The organism is Streptomyces sp. NPDC058579, assembly GCF_042718575.1.
Classification (GTDB): Bacteria; Actinomycetota; Actinomycetes; order Streptomycetales; family Streptomycetaceae; genus Streptomyces.
Window position 1 is genome coordinate 80,745 of record NZ_JBHXPI010000019.1, and the last position, 16,197, is coordinate 96,941.

Genomic DNA, 16,197 nt, shown 5'->3' on the forward strand with positions numbered 1-16,197 from the left:
CCGGTCCGTCCTCCATCGAAGAAACGGCATCACACCACCATGGGACGCGGAAAGCTCCGTATCTACCTCGGCGCGGCACCGGGCGTCGGCAAGACGTACTCGATGCTCTCCGAGGGGCACCGGCGGGTCGAACGCGGCACGGACTGCGTCGTCGCCTTCGTCGAGCACCACAACCGGCCGCGTACGGAGGTGATGCTGCACGGGCTCGAACAGATCCCGCGCCGCACGCTCGCCTACCGCGACACCAACTTCACCGAGATGGACGTCGACGCAGTCCTGGCCAGGAAGCCCGCCGTCGCGCTCGTCGACGAACTGCCGCACACCAACGTGCCCGGCTCGCGCAACTCCAAGCGCTGGCAGGACATCGAGGAGCTGCTCGCCGCCGGTATCGACGTCATCTCGACCGTCAACATCCAGCACCTCGAATCGCTGGGCGACGTCGTCGAGTCGATCACCGGCGTACGGCAGAAGGAGACCGTCCCCGACGAGGTCGTGCGGCGGGCGGACCAGATAGAGCTGGTCGACATGTCGCCCCAGGCCCTGCGGCGACGCATGGCCCACGGCAACATCTACAAGTCCGACAAGGTCGACGCGGCCCTGTCCAACTACTTCCGCCCCGGCAACCTCACGGCGCTGCGCGAACTCGCCCTGCTCTGGACCGCCGACCGGGTCGACGAGTACCTCCAGGAGTACCGCACCGAGCACCGGGTCTCGAAGATCTGGGGTTCCCGCGAGCGGATCGTCGTCGGCCTCACCGGCGGCCCCGAGGGCCGTACGCTCATCCGCCGCGCCGCCCGGCTGGCCGAGAAGGGCGCCGGCGGCGAGGTGCTCGCCGTCTACATCGCCCGCAGTGACGGCCTCACGGCCGCCTCGCCCAAGGAACTCGCCGTCCAGCGCACGCTGGTCGAGGACCTCGGCGGCACTTTCCACCACGTCATAGGCGACCACGTCTCCTCCGGGCTCCTGGAGTTCGCCCGGGGCGTCAACGCCACCCAGATCGTCCTCGGCGTCAGCCGCAGACGCTCGTGGCAGTACGTGTTCGGGCCCGGCGTCAGCGGCACGGTGGCCCGCGAGTCGGGCCCCGACCTCGACGTCCACATCGTCACCCACGACGAGATGGCGAAGGGGCGGGGCCTGCCGACCGCCCGGGGCGCGAAGCTCGGCCGCTCCCGGACCCTCTGGGGCTGGTTCACCGGCATCGCGGGCCCCGCGCTGCTCACCGTGCTCCTCGGGATCGCCCCCGACATCGGGCTCGCCAACGACGTCCTGCTCTTCCTCACCCTCACCGTCGCCGCCGCCCTGCTCGGCGGACTCAAGCCGGCCCTCGCCTCGGCGACGGTGGGGTCTCTGCTCCTGAACTACTACTTCACGCCGCCCATCGGCGAACTCACGATCGCCGACCCGAAGAACATCGTCGCCCTCGTGGTCTTCCTGGGCGTGGCGATCTCCGTGGCCTCCGTGGTGGACCTGGCGGCCCGCCGCACCCAGCAGGCCGCGCGGTCGCGGGCCGAGGCCCAGACGCTGTCCTTCCTCGCCGGGAGCGTGCTGCGCGGGGAGACCAGCCTGGAGTCCCTCCTCGAACGGGTCCGGGAGACCTTCGCCATGGACTCGGTCGCCCTCCTCGAACGCCAGGAGGAGTCCGAGCCCTGGTCCTGCGTCGCCTCCGTGGGCACCCGGCAGTGCGAGCGGCCCGAGGACGCCGATGTGGACATGCCCATCGGCGACAACCTGGCGCTCGCCCTGACCGGCCGGGTCCTGCCCGCCGAGGACCGGCGCGTGCTCGGCGCCTTCGCCGCCCAGGCCGCGACCGTCCTGGACCGCCAGCGGCTCGTCGGCGAGGCCGAGGAGGCCCGCAAGATGGCCGAGGGCAACAAGATCCGCACCTCGCTCCTCGCGGCCGTCAGCCATGATCTGCGTACGCCGCTGGCCGGCATCAAGGCCTCGGTCACCTCGCTGCGCGCCGACGACATCGAGTGGTCCGAGGAGGACCGCGCGGAGCTCCTCGAAGGCATCGAGGACGGCGCCGACCGCCTCGACCACCTGGTCGGCAACCTGCTCGACGTCTCCCGCCTGGAGACCGGCACCGTGACCGCCGTCATCCGCGAGACCGACCTCGACGAGGTCGTCCCGATGGCGCTCGTCGGGGTGCCGGAGGGCAGCGTGGAGCTCGACATCCCCGAGACGCTGCCGATGGTCGCCGTAGACCGGGGCCTCCTCGAACGGGCCGTCGCCAACATCGTCGAGAACGCCGTCAAGTACAGCCCGACGGACGAGCCGGTCCTGGTGGCCGCCAGCGCCATCGCCGACCGCGTCGAGCTGCGGGTGGTGGACCGGGGCCCGGGCGTCCCTGACGAGGCCAAGGACCGCATCTTCGGCGCCTTCCAGCGCTACGGCGACGCCCCGCGCGGCGCCGGTGTCGGCCTGGGCCTCGCGGTGGCCCGCGGCTTCATCGAGGCGATGGGCGGCACGGTCGCCGCCGAGGACACCCCCGGCGGCGGACTGACGATGGCCGTCAGCCTCCGCATGGTGGAGGGCCTGCCCCTGTCCCGCGCGGAACTCCCGGCGGCGACGACCACGTAGGGGCCTGTCGGGCGGCGGCGAATGTGCGGGGCAACCCCCGTGCGGCGCAGGTGTGTTGGCGTAATGGCCGCACAGGCCTCACCTCAGGGCCTGTGCCCCTGCCCTTACGCGAGGCATACTGACAGGACGATGACGAACCGATCCGCGCCCCGGCGCCACCTGTCCACCAGCCCCTTCGCGGCTCCCACCGATCCCGTGATCAAGGACTTCGCCGTCGGTGACCGCGTCTCCCACGATCGCCACGGCCTCGGGAAGGTCATCGGCCAGGAGCCGACGGGTGCGCTGCTCGTCGACTTCGGAGCCACCCAGGTCCGAGTCCTCAGCCCCTACAAGGGCATGCACAAGCTCTGACGGCCCCCTCTCTGACGGCCCCCGACAGCCTCACGGAAGACCGCCCCGGTGCCAGGTCGTGTCCGGGAAGTCCGCACCGCCCTTCGGGCGGACGGCCATACTTCCCGGACACTCACACGCACCGGGGCGGCTTTCGTCCCGGTGCCTACGATGGGCCCATGTCGCAACGCGAACCGTCCCCACCTGCGAGCGTGGTGCACCAGCGCACACCGGGCGCCCCCGAGCTCGCGGCGGCGGCGGGGGTCTTCGCGCTCCTCGCGGACCCGACCCGGCTGCACCTGGTCTGGCTCCTGTCCCAAGGGGAGTCCGACGTCACCGCCCTCGCGGAGGCCTGCGGCGCGGCCCGCCCGGCCGTGAGCCAGCACCTGGCCAAGCTGCGGCTCAGCGGGCTCGTCCAGCACCGCAAGGACGGCCGCCGCGTCGTCTACACGCTCCCCGACGGCCATATGCGGCGCCTCGTGGTCGAGGCGATCAGCCACGCCGACCACCAGGTGACCGGAGAGCCCTGGCACGACTGAACCCAGCGCTCCCGTCTACGTGTGCGCAATCATGCACATGTTCGCTACGGTGGTCACGACCCCCGGAGCCGAACGAGGGCGGGCCCCATGCTGTCCGTGCTGCGTCACCGCACCTACCGTCGCCTCTTCATCGCGCAGCTCGTCGCCCTGGCCGGCACCGGGCTCGCGACCGTCGCCCTCGCCCTCCTCGCGTACGACCTCGCCGGCGCCGACGCCACCGCCGTCCTCGGGACCGCGCTCGCGATCAAAATGGTCGCCTACGTCACCGTCGCGCCCCTGGCCGGCGCCCTCGCCCACCGGGTACCCCGGCGGGCGCTGCTCGTCACCATGGACCTCACCCGGGCCGCGGCCGCCCTCGCCCTGCCCTTCGTCACCGAGGTCTGGCAGGTCTACGTCCTGATCCTGCTGCTCCAGGCCGCGTCCGCCGCCTTCACCCCGACCTTCCAGGCGACCGTCCCCGACGTCCTGCCCGACGAGCGCGACTACACCCGCGCCCTCGCCCTCTCCCGCCTCGCGTACGACCTGGAGAACCTCTTCAGCCCCGCGCTCGCGGCCGCGCTGCTCACGCTCCTCCCGGCCGGCCTGCTCTTCACCGGCACGGCCGTCGGCTTCCTCGCCTCCGCCACCCTCGTCGCCTCCGTCGTCCTGCCCGCGCCCGCCCCTGCCCCCGTACCCGCCTCCGTGGCCGCCTCCGCCGGGCGGACCGGTGGTATCCGGCTCGTCCTCGCCACCCCGCGCCTGCGCGCCCTCCTCGCGCTCGACCTGGTCGTCGCCGCCGGCGGCGCGATGGTCCTCGTCACCACCGTCGTCCTGGTCCGCGAGGCCCTCGGCCGCCCGGCCGGCGACGTCACGCTCGCCCTCGGCGCGTACGGAGCGGGCTCCATGGCCGTCGCGCTGCTGCTGCCCCGCGCCCTGGAGCGGGCCGGCGACCGCACCCTGATGCTCCCCGCCGCCTTCGTGACGGCCGGCGTCCTGCTGCTCCTCCCGGCGGCCGGGGCGGCGGTCCCAGGACCCTGGGCGTGGCCCGGCCTGCTCATCGCCTGGCTGCTGCTCGGGGCCGCCTCCTCGGCCGTCCTCACGCCCGGCGGGCGGCTCCTGCGGCGCTCGGCGGGCAGCGCGGACCTGCCCGCCGTCTTCGCCGCCCGGTTCTCCCTCGCCCACGGCTGCTGGCTGCTGACCTACCCCCTCGCGGGGTGGACGGCCGCGCGCGCCGGCCTCGCGGTCGCCGCCGGCGCGCTCGGCCTCCTCGCCCTCGGCGCGGCCTTCGCCGCCCTACGGCTCTGGCCGCGCGAGGACCCGGAGGCCCTGGAACACCGCCATCCCGAGCTGGCCGGCGACCATCCGCACCTGGCCGGCGCGATCACCGGCACGGACGGCCCCTGTCACGTGCACGACTTCCGCATCGACGCCCTTCACCCGTGCTGGCCGGACCGCGCGAAGCGCAGCGTGACCAGCTCGAAGGGGCGCAGGGACAGCTCCACGTCCCCGTCCGGCGCCAGGTCGGTGAGGGGGCGCTCCAGCAGATCGCACACCGTTACCGCGTCCCATCCGAAGTCGGTGGTCAGACGGGTCCGGGCCCGCCCGCCCCGGGACTCGTAGAGCCGGACAACCACGTCGCCGCTCCGGTCGTCGGCCAGCTTCACGGCGCTGACCACGACGGCGTCGTCGTCCACGACGGCCAGCGGCACGACCTCCGCGTCCCCGGGCACCACGCGCTCGGGAAGGTTGATCAGGTACCCCTCGCGCACGGCGTCCCCGACGGAGGCGCCCGGCACCAGGGCGTGCCGGAAGCGGTGCACGCCCTGGTCGGTGTGCGGGTCCGGGAAGCGCGGGGCGCGCAGCAGGGACATCCGTACGGTCGTCGTGGTGCCGCCGTCCTCGGGCCGTACGGTACGGGTCACGTCGTGCCCGTACGTCGAGGCCGTCACCAGGGCGACGCCCCAGCCGGGCTCCTCGAAGTGGACGAACCGGTGGTTGCAGGCCTCGAACTTGGCCGCCTCCCAGCTGGTGTTGGTGTGCGTGGGCCGGAACAGATGGCCGAACTGGGTCTCCGCCGCGTACCGGTCGGTGTGCACGTCGAGCGGGAACGCCGCCTTGAGGAACTTCTCCGTCTCGTGCCAGTCCACCTCCGTGTCCAGGTCGAGCCGCTTCGCCCCCGCCGCGAGCCTCAGCGTCTGCACCGCGCGCGAGGCGCCGAACGTCCGCGTCACGCGTACGGACACGGCCCGCGGGCTCTCCTCGGCGAGCACCACCTCGTCCGCCTCCGTCAGGTCCGTGACGGTGTTCCGGTAGAACTGGTCGACGTCCCAGGCGTCCCACATGTTCGGGAAGTCGGGGTGGACCTGCAGCAGATTGGCCGCCGCGCCCGGGGCCAGCGTCTCCCGGCCGGTCGCCAGGTCGACCACCGACACGACCAGGCCCCGCCCGTCCACCGCCACCCGCAGCAGCCCGTTGTCGAGCACGAACCCGCCGCCCGGCCGCGCTTCCGCCGTGGCGTCGGCGGAAGCCGTCGCGACGGACCCCGCCCCGCCCGCCGGGACGCCCGCGCGCTCGTGCGGGGCCGCGTTGAAGACCAGCTCGCCGCCCGTCACGGGGTCGCCGGCGAGTACCCGCTGCGCCCGGTCGATGATGCCGGTCAGCTCCTCGGCGACCGCCGCGTACGTCCGCTCCGCCTCCCGGTGCACCCACGCGATGGAGGAGCCGGGCAGGATGTCGTGGAACTGGTGCAGCAGCACCGTCTTCCAGATCCGGTCCAACTCCTCGTACGGATACGGCACTCCGGACCGTACGGAGGCGGTGGCCGCCCACAGCTCCGCCTCCCGCAGCAGGTTCTCGCTCGCCCGGTTGCCCTGCTTGGTCCGCGCCTGACTCGTCAGCGTCGCCCGGTGCAGCTCCAGGTACAACTCGCCCACCCAGACCGGCGCGTGCGGATACTCCGCCTCCGCCTTCGCGAAGAACTCCGCGGGCCGCTCCCAGCGCACCCGCGCCGAACCCTCCAGGTCACGCAGCCGGGCCGCCTTCGCGATCATCTCGCGGGTGGTGCCGCCGCCCCCGTCGCCCCAGCCGGTCGGCGCGATCGAGTGCCGGGCCCGCCCCTTGTCCTTGAAGTTGCGGACCGCGTGCGCGATCTCCTTGCCCTTCATCGAGCAGTTGTAGGTGTCGATCGGCGGGAAGTGCGTGAAGATCCGGGTCCCGTCGATGCCCTCCCACCAGAAGGTGTGGTGCGGGAAGGAGTTGACCTGGCTCCACGAGATCTTCTGCGTAAGCAGCCACTTCGACCCGGCCGCCTTGATGATCTGGGGCAGTCCGCCCGCGAAGCCGAAGGTGTCCGGCAGCCACGCCTCCTCGTTCTCGACGCCGAACTCCTCCAGGAAGAACCGCTTGCCGTGCACGAACTGACGGGCCATCGCCTCCGACGACGGCATGTTCGTGTCCGACTCCACCCACATGCCCCCGGCCGGGACGAACCGGCCCTCCGAGACCGCCTTCTTGACCCGGGCGTACACCTCGGGACGGTGCTCCTTGATCCAGGCGTACTGCTGCGCCTGCGACATCGTGTAGATGAAGTCCGGCTCGTCCTCAAGGAGCGCCGTCATGTTCGCCGTGGTCCGCGCGACCTTCCGGACCGTCTCGCGCAGCGGCCACAGCCAGGCCGAGTCGATGTGGGCGTGGCCCACCGCGCTGATCCGGTGCGCCGACGGCTCGGCGGGCGAGGCCAGCACCTCCGCGAGCCGCGAACGGGCCGCGACCGCCGTCCCGTTCACGTCCTGCAGGTCGACCGCGTCCAGGGCGCTCTCCACCGCCCGCAGGATCTCCCAGCGGCGGGCGCCCTCCACCGGAAGCTCCGCCATCAGCTCGCCGAGCACCTCCAGATCGATCACGAGCTGCCACACGGTCTCGTCGAAGACCGCCAGGTCCATCCGCGCCAGCCGGTACTGCGGGGTGCCGCCGGCCGTCTCCTTCTCGCCCAACTCGGTCGGCAGGAAGGGGTGGTAGTCCAGGATCACCGGATTGGACGCGGCCTCCACATGCAGCAGCACCTCCTCGCCACCGGCCGCCCGGTCCGCGATCCGCACCCACTGGTTGCGCGGATTGAGGCCCTTCACCGGCGAGCCGTCCGGCCGGTAGACCAGACCCTCGCACTGGAAGCCGGGCATGTTCGCGTCGAAGCCGAGGTCGATGATCGCCTCCACCGTCCGGCCCGCCCACGCCGCCGGCACCACCCCGGAGACGGTCAGCCAGCTCGTACCCCAGGGCGCGCCCCAGGCGTCACCGGCGGCGATCGGGGCGCGCGGGGCGGCGATGCCCTCGGCCACCGGCACCGGTTCGTCGGGCGCGGTCCAGATCCCCACCTCCAGGGGCACGGACTCCGGGTGGATCGCGGGGCAGATCCGCTCCTCCAGGACGCGCTTGAGACGGGACTCGGTCAGGGTGCGGTCGTCATGCATGCAAGTCGCTCCATCACGTGAGAGAGGGTGGTCGTCAGGGCCTGTCGACGTCGTCGACGGAGACCGTCTCGGTGATCCCGCGTGCGCTGAGATGATCGCGGTCCGAGGCTCGCGACGCCAGTACGACCGCCGGCCGCGCGCCGTCCGCCGCGAGCCGCATGAAGGCCTCGAAGAACGCCCCACCCGGCGCGCACGTCGAGCGCTTCGGCGCCTCGTCCGGCAGGTCGAGGACGAGCGCCGTGGTCCGTGGCCGCGGCCGGTGGTGGGCCCGGGCACGGGCCTCGGCGACGGCCTCGGCGAGCGCGTGCCCGGCCGGTTTCACCCGCCGATCGCTGGTCAAGAGGCCCAGGCTGTACTCCAGTTCGGGGAAGTCGGCGAGCGACCGGTCGACGTCGTGGGAGCACCACCAGGTGACGCCCCAGAGGTCCGGGCAGTCGAGCGCCGCCGCCACCGTCGTACGGGTGAAGGCGGCGGCCCGGTCGGGCGCGATGAGCGGGGCGGGCGCCCCCACCTCCTGGAGCCACACCGGGCGCGCGGGGTCGTCGGCCCAGGCCTTCGACAGCTCGATCAGATACGCGGCGTGCTGCCCGGTCGCGACGGAGTCGGCGCCGTGGCGCTGGGCGGTGCCGTTGAAGACCCAGGAGTGGACGGCCGTCACCGCACCGAGCCGGGCCGCCTGGGCCGGGGTGAAGGGGTGGTCGTCCAGGTACCAGGCGGCGTCGTACTCCGCGTGCAGATGCAGCCGCCCGGGCGCCCCCCGCTCGCACGCCCCGAGCATGCGCCGCAGCCAGCTCTCGGCCTCGGCCGGGGTGATCCGGTCCGGATCGGGGTGCGGGTCGCCCGAGAACTGGTTGATCTCGTTGCCGAGCGTCATGCCCAGGAAGTTCGGCCGCTCCGCGAGGGCCGAGGCCAGGGTGTGCAGATAGGCGGCCTGACCGTCGAGGACCTCGGGGTCGGTGAACATGTTGCGCCGGTGCCAGGTCAGCGTCCACGAGGGCCGGAAGTCGAAGCTGGACAGATGCCCCTGCAGCCCGTCGACGGCCACGTCCAGGCCCCGCTCGGCCGCCGCGTCCACGAGCGACACCAGCTGCTCGACCGCGCGCGGCCGGATCAGGGTGCGGTTCGGCTGGAAGACGGGCCACAGCGGGAAGACCCGGACGTGGTCCAGGCCGAGGGCGGCGATGGAGTCCAGGTCGGCGCGGACCGGGTCGAGGTCGAAGTCCAGCCAGTGGTGGAACCAGCCCTGGCTCGGGGTGTAGTTGACGCCGAAGCGAGGGGCGTCGAGCGGAGCGGTCGTGCTCGGCATGGGTTCCTTTCCCCAGGTCATCCCTTGATGGCGCCTTCCTCGACGCCCTTGAAGAAGAACCGCTGGAGCGCGGCGAAGACGGCCACGATCGGCAGGAAGGCGATCATGGTCCCGGCCGCGATCAGCCGCGGATTGGCGGTGAACGTGCCGTCGAGGTACTGGAGCCCCACGGTGAGCGTGTACCGCTCGGGGTCGTTGAGCACGATCAGCGGCCACAGGAAGTCGTCCCACGCGCCGATGAAGGTGAAGATCACCACGACGCTCAGCATGCCCCGCACGTTGGGAAGCCCCACATGGACCAGGCGCTGCCACACGTTCGCGCCGTCGACGAGGGCGGCGGCGTCGAGCTCGGGCGGGACGGCCTGGAAGGCCGTGTACATCAGCAGGACGTTCAGCATCGCGATCGCCCCCGGCAGCGCCACCCCGAGCAGCGTGTCCGTCAGGCCCATGCTCCGTACGGTCACGTACTGGGAGACGATCGTGACCTCCCCGGGCAGCACCAGCGTGGCCAGGAACAGGCCGAGCACGAGCCGCGCGCCCCGGAAGCGCAGCCGGGAGAGCGCGTAGCCGGCGAGGGTGGCCCCGACCACGTTGCCGAGGACCGCGATCGCCGCGACCGTCAGCGAGTTGAGGGCGTACGTCCACACCGGGATGGTGTCGGCCACCTGCGCGTAGTTGGAGAACGTCGGGTCGCTCGGCAGGAAGTCCGGCGTACGGGAGTACACGTCCTCGCCCGGTCCCTTGAGCGAGGTGGACAGCTGCCACAGGAACGGTCCGACCGTGAGCAGCAGGACCAGGAGGAGCAGCGCGTAGCGGACCGCCCGCGCGGCCGGGCCGGGTGTGCCGAAACCCCGTGAGGCTCGTACGGGCATGGTCAGGACGCCTTCCGGTTCAGCCGGGCGAGGAGCAGCATCGGGCCGACGGTGATCACGAAGAGCAGCAGGCTCAGGGCGGAGGCGTAGCCGATGTGCCCGGAGAAGCCGCGGCTGTACATCTGGATGAGCATGACCACCGACATGTCCCGGCCGCCCGGACCGCCGGTGCCGTGGGAGAGGACGTACAGCTCGGAGAAGACCCGCAGGGCGGAGACCGAGATGAGGACGGAGACCAGCATCATCGTGGTCCGCACCCCGGGCAGGGTCACGTGCCAGAAGCGGCGCACGGCGGACGCGCCGTCCACGGCGGCGGCCTCGTGCAGCTCGCGGCCGACGTTCCCGAGCGCGGAGAGGTAGATGACCATGTAGTAGCCGAGGCCCTTCCACACGGTCAGGGCGATGGCGCTGAAGAGCAGCAGCCAGCGGTCGGTGAGGAAGTCCACCGGCCGGTCCGCGAGGCCGAGTTGGCCGAGCACCCCGTTGAGGAGCCCGCGGTCGTCCAGGAGCCAGCCCCAGATCAGGGCGACCACGACGGCCGAGGCGACCACCGGGGTGTAGAAGGCGGTGCGGAAGAAGGTGATGCCCGGCAGCTTCTTCTCCACGAGCAGCGCGAGCAGCAGCGGCAACAGCGTCAGCAGGGGCAGGCAGATCAGCAGATAGACGATGCTGTTGATCAACGCGTAGGTCAACTGCTCGTCGTTCAGGGCGCGTTCGTAGTTCTCAAGTCCGGTGAAGCGGCCGCCGCCCAGCGGCTTGGCGTTGGTGAACGAGAGGATCACCGTGTTCAGCGCGGGCCACAGATTGAAGACGAGCAGCCAGACGACGGCCGGCGCGGCGAGCAGCCACGGCGTGAACCAGCGCCGGTGGGTCATGGGGTGCCTTCCGGGTGGGGGAGCGGCGCCGGGGGAAGTCGGCGCCGCTCGCGGTCCGGTGGTGAGGAACGAGTACGGTGGTCAGTCCTTCAGGAGCTGGTCGGCGCGTTCGACCGCGGTGTCCAGCGCCTCCTGCGAACCGGCCTGGCCGTTCAGGGCGAGCGCGATCTGCTGGTTGATCACCGTCTTGATCGCGTCGTTGGCCTGGACGGGCTCCAGCATCGTGGCCTTCGCCAGCGAGCCGAACGCGGTGACCTTGGCGTCCCCGGCGTTCGTCCCGTCGCTCTTGCTGAAGAAGGGGTCCGAGGCGGAAGCCTTGGTGGACGGGAAGATGCTGGTGAGGTGGGCGAACGCGGCCTGGTTCTCGGCGTTGGTGACCCAGCGCGCGAGGGCGAGCGCGGTGGCCCGGTTCTTGCTCGCCTTCGAGACGGACAGGCCCTGGACGTACAGCGGCGGGGTGCCCATCGCGGGGGAGGAGACCACCTGCGGCGCGAGGCTCGGATTGTCCGTCGCCAGCGAGGTGATGTAGTTGCCGCCCGCCGTGGTCCAGGCGGCGGTGCCGGAGGAGAACAGCTTGGTGTTGCCCGCGTACGTCTCCGTCAGCACGTCCTTGGGCAGCAGCCCCTCCTTGAACGCGGCGCGGTAGGTGTCCAGGAGGGCGGCGGCCTCGGGGGTGTTGAAGGTGAAGCTCTTCCCGTCCTCGGACATCAGCTTCACGCCGGCGTTGGCGAAGTCCATCAGCCCTGGCTTGCGGCTCATCAGATAGACCGAGCCCTTCGACTTCTCCTTGACGGTCCTGGCCGCCGCGATCAGCTCGTCCAGGGAGGCCGGCGGCTTCTGCGGGTCCAGGCCGTAGCGGGTGAGCAGCGTGGAGTTCCAGTAGTTGACGTCGGTGTTGAGGTACCAGGGATAGCCGTACGTCCCCTGGTGACCGGCGAAGCGGTACGCGGCGGTGCCGCCCTCGACGTAGTCGGCTTCCAGCTTCGGGTCGGCGCCCGCCACGTCGAGCAGCATGTTCTGCTTCACCAGCGGCAGCGCGAAGTCCGGCGGCAGGTTGACGACATCGGGCAGCGTGCCGCCGGCCGCCTGGCTGAGCACCTTCTCGGAGTAGCCGTCGCCCGGCTGGTCGAGCCACTCCACCTCGACGCCCGGGTGCTTCTTCTCGAAGGCGTCGATCACGCCCTCCATGTACGCGGTGAACTTCGGCTTCAGGGCCCAGGTCTGGAGCGAGACCTTGCCCGTGACCTCGCTTCCGCCGCCCCCGCCGGCGTCGTCCGATCCGCTCGGGTCGCCGAGGCCGCAGCCGGCGAGGGTCACCGCGGCGACCGCGGCCACGGCCAGCCGTATCCAGTGGCTGCTTGTTCGCATATGAGGGGTCTCCCGGTCTGTGCTGGCGGACTGTGCGGACGTACGGAACGCGTTACTAAACCGGTCTAGCGATGGGGGACTATGCTCCCGCTACACTCCGCTGTCAAGACACTGCGCGCGCATCGCCATTGCGTGAGACCGACCGTGCGCGAGACCGAAGGGGCGCCGCGTGGCCAGACCGACGATCGCCGACATCGCCCGCCGGGCCGGGGTGTCCAAGGGCGCCGTGTCCTTCGCGCTCAACGGCCGCCCGGGGGTGAGCGACACCACCCGCGCCCGCATCCTGCGGGTCGCCGAGGAGATGAACTGGCGCCCGCACAGCGCCGCGCGCGCCCTCGGCGGAGCGCGGGCCGGCGCGGTCGGCCTCGTCCTCGCCCGCCCCGCGCGGACCATCGGCCTGGAACCCTTCTTCAGCCAACTCCTCAGCGGACTGCAGGCCGGACTCTCCACCCGCGGTACGGCGCTCAACCTGCTGGTCGTCGAGGACACGGCGGCCGAGATCGAGGTCTACCGACGCTGGACCTCCGAGCACCGCGTCGACGGCTTCGTCCTGGTCGACCTCCAGGTCCGCGACCCCCGGATCCCCGTCCTCGAAGAGCTCGGCGTGCCCACGACCGTCCTCGGCGGCCCCGGCCGGCACGGCAGCCTGCCGAGCGTCTGGGCCGACGACCGCGAGGCGATGGTGTCGATCGTCGACTACCTCGCCGCCCTCGGCCACCGCCGCATCGCGCACCTGGCCGGGCTCCCCGCCTTCCAGCACACCCAGCGCCGCATCCGGGCCGTACGGGACAGCGCCCGGCGGCTCGGCCTCACCGAGGCGGTCTCGCTGCCAACCGACTTCAGCGACGCCGAGGGTGCCGCCGCCACCCGGGCGCTCCTCGCCCGGCCGCAGCGGCCGACGGCGATCATCTACGACAGTGACGTGATGGCCGTCGCCGGGCTCGGTGTGGCCACCGAGATGGGCGTGGCCGTCCCCGGCGAACTCTCCATCGTCTCCTTCGACGACTCCGCCCTCGCCCGGATCGTCCACCCCTCCCTCACCGCGCTCTCCCGTGACACCTTCGCCCTCGGCGAGCAGGTCGCGCGGGAACTCCTCGCCGTCGTCGACGACCCGACCTCGGCGCGGGACGTCAAGAACCCGACACCGCGCCTCACCGTCCGCGAGTCCACGGCGCCGCCGGCCCCTTGACCCGTTCGACTAAAGCCGTTTAGCCTCCGGCCTCGAAGCACCGCACGCTCGTACCGCCGCACTTCCGTACGCCCAGCACCCCCACCCCTCCCGCTGGACCGGAGAACCGGATGAGACGACACCTGCCTCTGCTGAACGTCGCGGCGCTCCTCGCCGCCCTGCTCGGCCTCGCGCCTCTCGCACCACCCGCGGCACACGCCGCGCCTGCCCCCGTGCCTGCCTCCGAGGCCGCCCCGGCGGCCGCCGGCGACCAGCCCTACGCCTCGTACTGGCACCCCAACACGATCCTGAACTGGGATCCCGCCACCGACCCCGACGCGCGGTTCAACCGCTCCCGCGTCCCGCTGAAGCCCCGCGTCTCCGACCCGGCGCTGAAGGCCAACGCCAACGCCCGCGCGGGCGAGGGGAAGATCGCCTCCCTCGTCTCCTTCGGCCCGACCTCGAACAACCCCTCACAGGGCTCCACCAACCCGCACTACTACGCCTTCGGACACTGGCAGTACATCGACAAGCTGGTGTTCTGGGGCGGCTCCGCCGGCGAGGGCCTGATCCTCGCCCCGAACGCGACCGTCATCGACGCCGCCCACCGCAACGGCGTCAAGGTCTACGGCACCGTCTTCTTCCCGCCCACCGCCTACGGCGGCCAGATCCAGTGGGTCCGCGACTTCGCCCAGAAGTCCGGTTCCACCTACCCCGTAGCCGACAAGCTCGCCCAAGTCGCCCAGCACTACGGCTTCGACGGCTGGTTCATCAACCAGGAGACGGCGGGCGGCGACGCGGCCCTCGCCACCGAGCTGCGCAACGAGATGCGGTACGCCCGCTCCCTCGGCCCGATCGAGTTCATGTGGTACGACGCCATGACCGAATCGGGCGCGGTGAGCTGGCAGGACTCCCTCACCTCGGCCAACGACTCGTTCCTGCAGGAGGGTTCGCAGCGGACCTCCGACTCGATGTTCCTCGACTTCGGCTGGAGCGCCTCGGGCCTGACCAACTCCCGTACGCTCGCGCGGAGTCTGGGCCGCAGCGAGTACGAGCTGTACTCGGGCATCGACACAGAGGCGAACGGCTCCAACTCCTCCGTGCCCTGGGCCTCGGTCTTCCCCGCCGGACAACCGCACGTCACCTCGCTCGGCATCTACCGCCCCGAATGGACCTTCACCTCGTCCTCCGGTCGGGCCGACTCCCATGCCCGGGAGGCCCGTTACTGGGACGGCGCCAACGGCGACCCGTCCAACACCACGACGACCTCGTCCTGGAAGGGGCTCGCGCACTACATCCCCGAGTCCTCGGCCATCACCGCCAAACCGTTCGTCACCTCCTTCGGCGCGGGCCAGGGCGACTTCTACAACTCCGGGGGCGTCCGCGTCTCCTCCACCGGCTGGAACAACCTCTCCCTCCAGGACGTGCCGCCCACCTACCGCTGGCTGGTCACCTCCACCGGCTCGAAGCTCACCCCGTCCATCGACTTCGCCGACGCCTACGAGGGCGGCTCCTCGCTGCGGCTGACGGGCACCCTCGACGCGGTGAACACCGTGCGGCTCTACCAGACGAGGCTGCCGGTCGCCGCCGACACCAAGCTGTCCGTGGTCCTGAAGACCCCGGCGGCAGGCCCCACCCGGCTGAAGGCGGCCGTCTCCTTCACCGATGCTCCCACCACCTTCACCACCCTCGACCTCGGCTCGACCACCACCACCGGCTGGGAGCGCAAGACCCTCGACCTCTCCGCCTTCGCCGGCCGGACCATCGCCCAGATCGGCCTGGAGGCCGCCGGCTCCGTCCCCTCGTACGACATCCGCGTCGGCCAACTCGCGCTCCACGACGGCGCCGTGGACTCCGCCGCCGCCCCGACCGGCGTCACCGTGCTCGGCGCCACCGACCTGAGCGCCACCGCCAAGTCCCTCCGCCTGGCCTGGACGCCCTCCGCCTCCGGCTCCGTCCACCACTACGAGGTCTACCGGCGCAACGCCGACTCCACCCGTACGTTCCTCGGCGCCACGCCCAACGACGCCCTCTTCGTCCCCCGGCTCGACCGCGCCGGTACGGAGACCTCGACCACCCTCGACGTGGAGGCCGTCTCCACCGAGTACGGCCGCTCACCCGCCGCCACGACCACCGTCGCCTGGTCGCCGGGCGGCACCGAGTCCAACCTCGCCCTCGGCCGGCCGGCGACCGCTTCCGGCCAGTGCAACGGCAACGAGACCCCGGCCAAGGCGGTCAACGGCACCGTCTCCGGAGGCACCACCGACAAGTGGTGCACGACCACCTCCGCGAAGTGGCTGGAGGTCGACCTCGGCGCCGTCCGCTCGCTCGACCGGCTCACGGTGAAGCACGCGGCGGCCGGAGGCGAGAACGCGGCCTGGAACACCCGGGACTTCACCCTCCAGGTCCGCGGCTCCACCGCCGACCCCTGGACGAACGTCGCGACCGTCACGGGCAACACGGCGGCCACCACCACGCACCCGGTGGGCAGAACGGCACGCTACGTACGCCTGGACATCACCCGCCCCACCCAGACGACCGACCCCGCCGCACGGATCTACGAGGTGGAGGCCTGGGGCTCCTGACGGGCGCTCCGACATATTCGACCGAGCCGACCCCTCCTTGCCCCGGTACGCCGCAGCGCGTACCGGGGCACGGCCATGTCCGGGGCGCGGCGCGGAGCTGAGTACCCGTACTCATGCCGACCGTCG

10 protein-coding genes and 1 pseudogene are annotated in these 16,197 nt (G+C 71.9%); 6 read left to right on the top strand and 5 right to left on the bottom strand.

All coding sequences use genetic code 11. The features are described 5' to 3' along the window. Positions 1 to 39: 39 nt before the first annotated feature. The 4 genes and pseudogenes from ACFWRO_RS21685 to ACFWRO_RS21700 all read left to right on the top strand — a co-directional run. Entirely contained in the window at positions 40 to 2,580 is a 2,541-nt protein-coding gene (locus ACFWRO_RS21685) for a DUF4118 domain-containing protein (protein WP_384512622.1), read from the top strand. A gap of 129 nt (positions 2,581 to 2,709) precedes the next feature. Beyond that, a complete protein-coding gene (locus ACFWRO_RS21690) occupies positions 2,710 to 2,931 on the top strand; it encodes a hypothetical protein (protein ID WP_384512624.1) in 222 nt (73 codons plus the stop codon). 158 nt (positions 2,932 to 3,089) lie between these two features. Then, the gene (locus tag ACFWRO_RS21695) at positions 3,090 to 3,449 is read left to right on the top strand and encodes an ArsR/SmtB family transcription factor (protein ID WP_384512626.1); all 360 of its coding nucleotides are present in this window, start codon (positions 3,090 to 3,092) and stop codon (positions 3,447 to 3,449) included. A gap of 87 nt (positions 3,450 to 3,536) precedes the next feature. Beyond that, positions 3,537 to 4,871 (top strand): annotated as a pseudogene (locus ACFWRO_RS21700) (MFS transporter); the annotation flags it as partial. Here the strand turns inward: ACFWRO_RS21700 and ACFWRO_RS21705 are convergent. From ACFWRO_RS21705 to ACFWRO_RS21725, 5 genes are all read right to left on the bottom strand, one after another. Next, on the bottom strand, positions 4,862 to 7,897 hold the full coding sequence (locus ACFWRO_RS21705; RefSeq protein WP_384512628.1) for an alpha-mannosidase: 3,036 nt from the start codon (positions 7,895 to 7,897) through the stop codon (positions 4,862 to 4,864). The pseudogene ACFWRO_RS21700 and the gene ACFWRO_RS21705 sit on opposite strands and share 10 nt — an antisense overlap. Before the next feature lie 34 nt (positions 7,898 to 7,931). Beyond that, on the bottom strand, positions 7,932 to 9,203 hold the full coding sequence (locus tag ACFWRO_RS21710) for a glycosyl hydrolase (RefSeq protein ID WP_384512630.1): 1,272 nt from the start codon (positions 9,201 to 9,203) through the stop codon (positions 7,932 to 7,934). A gap of 17 nt (positions 9,204 to 9,220) precedes the next feature. Further along, entirely contained in the window at positions 9,221 to 10,075 is an 855-nt protein-coding gene (locus ACFWRO_RS21715) for a carbohydrate ABC transporter permease (RefSeq protein ID WP_384512632.1), read from the bottom strand. A 2-nt stretch (positions 10,076 to 10,077) separates the two neighbouring features. Further along, on the bottom strand, positions 10,078 to 10,950 hold the full coding sequence (locus tag ACFWRO_RS21720) for a carbohydrate ABC transporter permease (RefSeq protein ID WP_384512634.1): 873 nt from the start codon (positions 10,948 to 10,950) through the stop codon (positions 10,078 to 10,080). 81 nt (positions 10,951 to 11,031) lie between these two features. Continuing rightward, a complete protein-coding gene (locus ACFWRO_RS21725) occupies positions 11,032 to 12,318 on the bottom strand; it encodes an ABC transporter substrate-binding protein (RefSeq protein WP_384512636.1) in 1,287 nt (428 codons plus the stop codon). 169 nt (positions 12,319 to 12,487) lie between these two features. Between ACFWRO_RS21725 and ACFWRO_RS21730 the strand changes: the two genes are divergently transcribed. Together ACFWRO_RS21730 and ACFWRO_RS21735 are read left to right on the top strand one after the other, a co-directional pair. Beyond that, positions 12,488 to 13,507, top strand: a complete 1,020-nt coding sequence (locus ACFWRO_RS21730) for a LacI family DNA-binding transcriptional regulator (protein ID WP_384512638.1) — start codon at positions 12,488 to 12,490, stop codon at positions 13,505 to 13,507. A 110-nt stretch (positions 13,508 to 13,617) separates the two neighbouring features. Continuing rightward, the gene (locus ACFWRO_RS21735; protein ID WP_384512640.1) at positions 13,618 to 16,071 is read left to right on the top strand and encodes a discoidin domain-containing protein; all 2,454 of its coding nucleotides are present in this window, start codon (positions 13,618 to 13,620) and stop codon (positions 16,069 to 16,071) included. The last annotated feature ends 126 nt before the right edge of the window (positions 16,072 to 16,197 follow it).

Coding starts and splice junctions, on each gene's coding strand:
- ACFWRO_RS21685 (WP_384512622.1), top strand. CDS start 40: ATGGGACGCGGAAAGCTCCGTATCTACCTCGGCGCGGCACCGGGCGTC.
- ACFWRO_RS21690 (WP_384512624.1), top strand. CDS start 2,710: ATGACGAACCGATCCGCGCCCCGGCGCCACCTGTCCACCAGCCCCTTC.
- ACFWRO_RS21695 (WP_384512626.1), top strand. CDS start 3,090: ATGTCGCAACGCGAACCGTCCCCACCTGCGAGCGTGGTGCACCAGCGC.
- ACFWRO_RS21705 (WP_384512628.1), bottom strand. CDS start 7,897: ATGCATGACGACCGCACCCTGACCGAGTCCCGTCTCAAGCGCGTCCTG.
- ACFWRO_RS21710 (WP_384512630.1), bottom strand. CDS start 9,203: ATGCCGAGCACGACCGCTCCGCTCGACGCCCCTCGCTTCGGCGTCAAC.
- ACFWRO_RS21715 (WP_384512632.1), bottom strand. CDS start 10,075: ATGCCCGTACGAGCCTCACGGGGTTTCGGCACACCCGGCCCGGCCGCG.
- ACFWRO_RS21720 (WP_384512634.1), bottom strand. CDS start 10,950: ATGACCCACCGGCGCTGGTTCACGCCGTGGCTGCTCGCCGCGCCGGCC.
- ACFWRO_RS21725 (WP_384512636.1), bottom strand. CDS start 12,318: ATGCGAACAAGCAGCCACTGGATACGGCTGGCCGTGGCCGCGGTCGCC.
- ACFWRO_RS21735 (WP_384512640.1), top strand. CDS start 13,618: ATGAGACGACACCTGCCTCTGCTGAACGTCGCGGCGCTCCTCGCCGCC.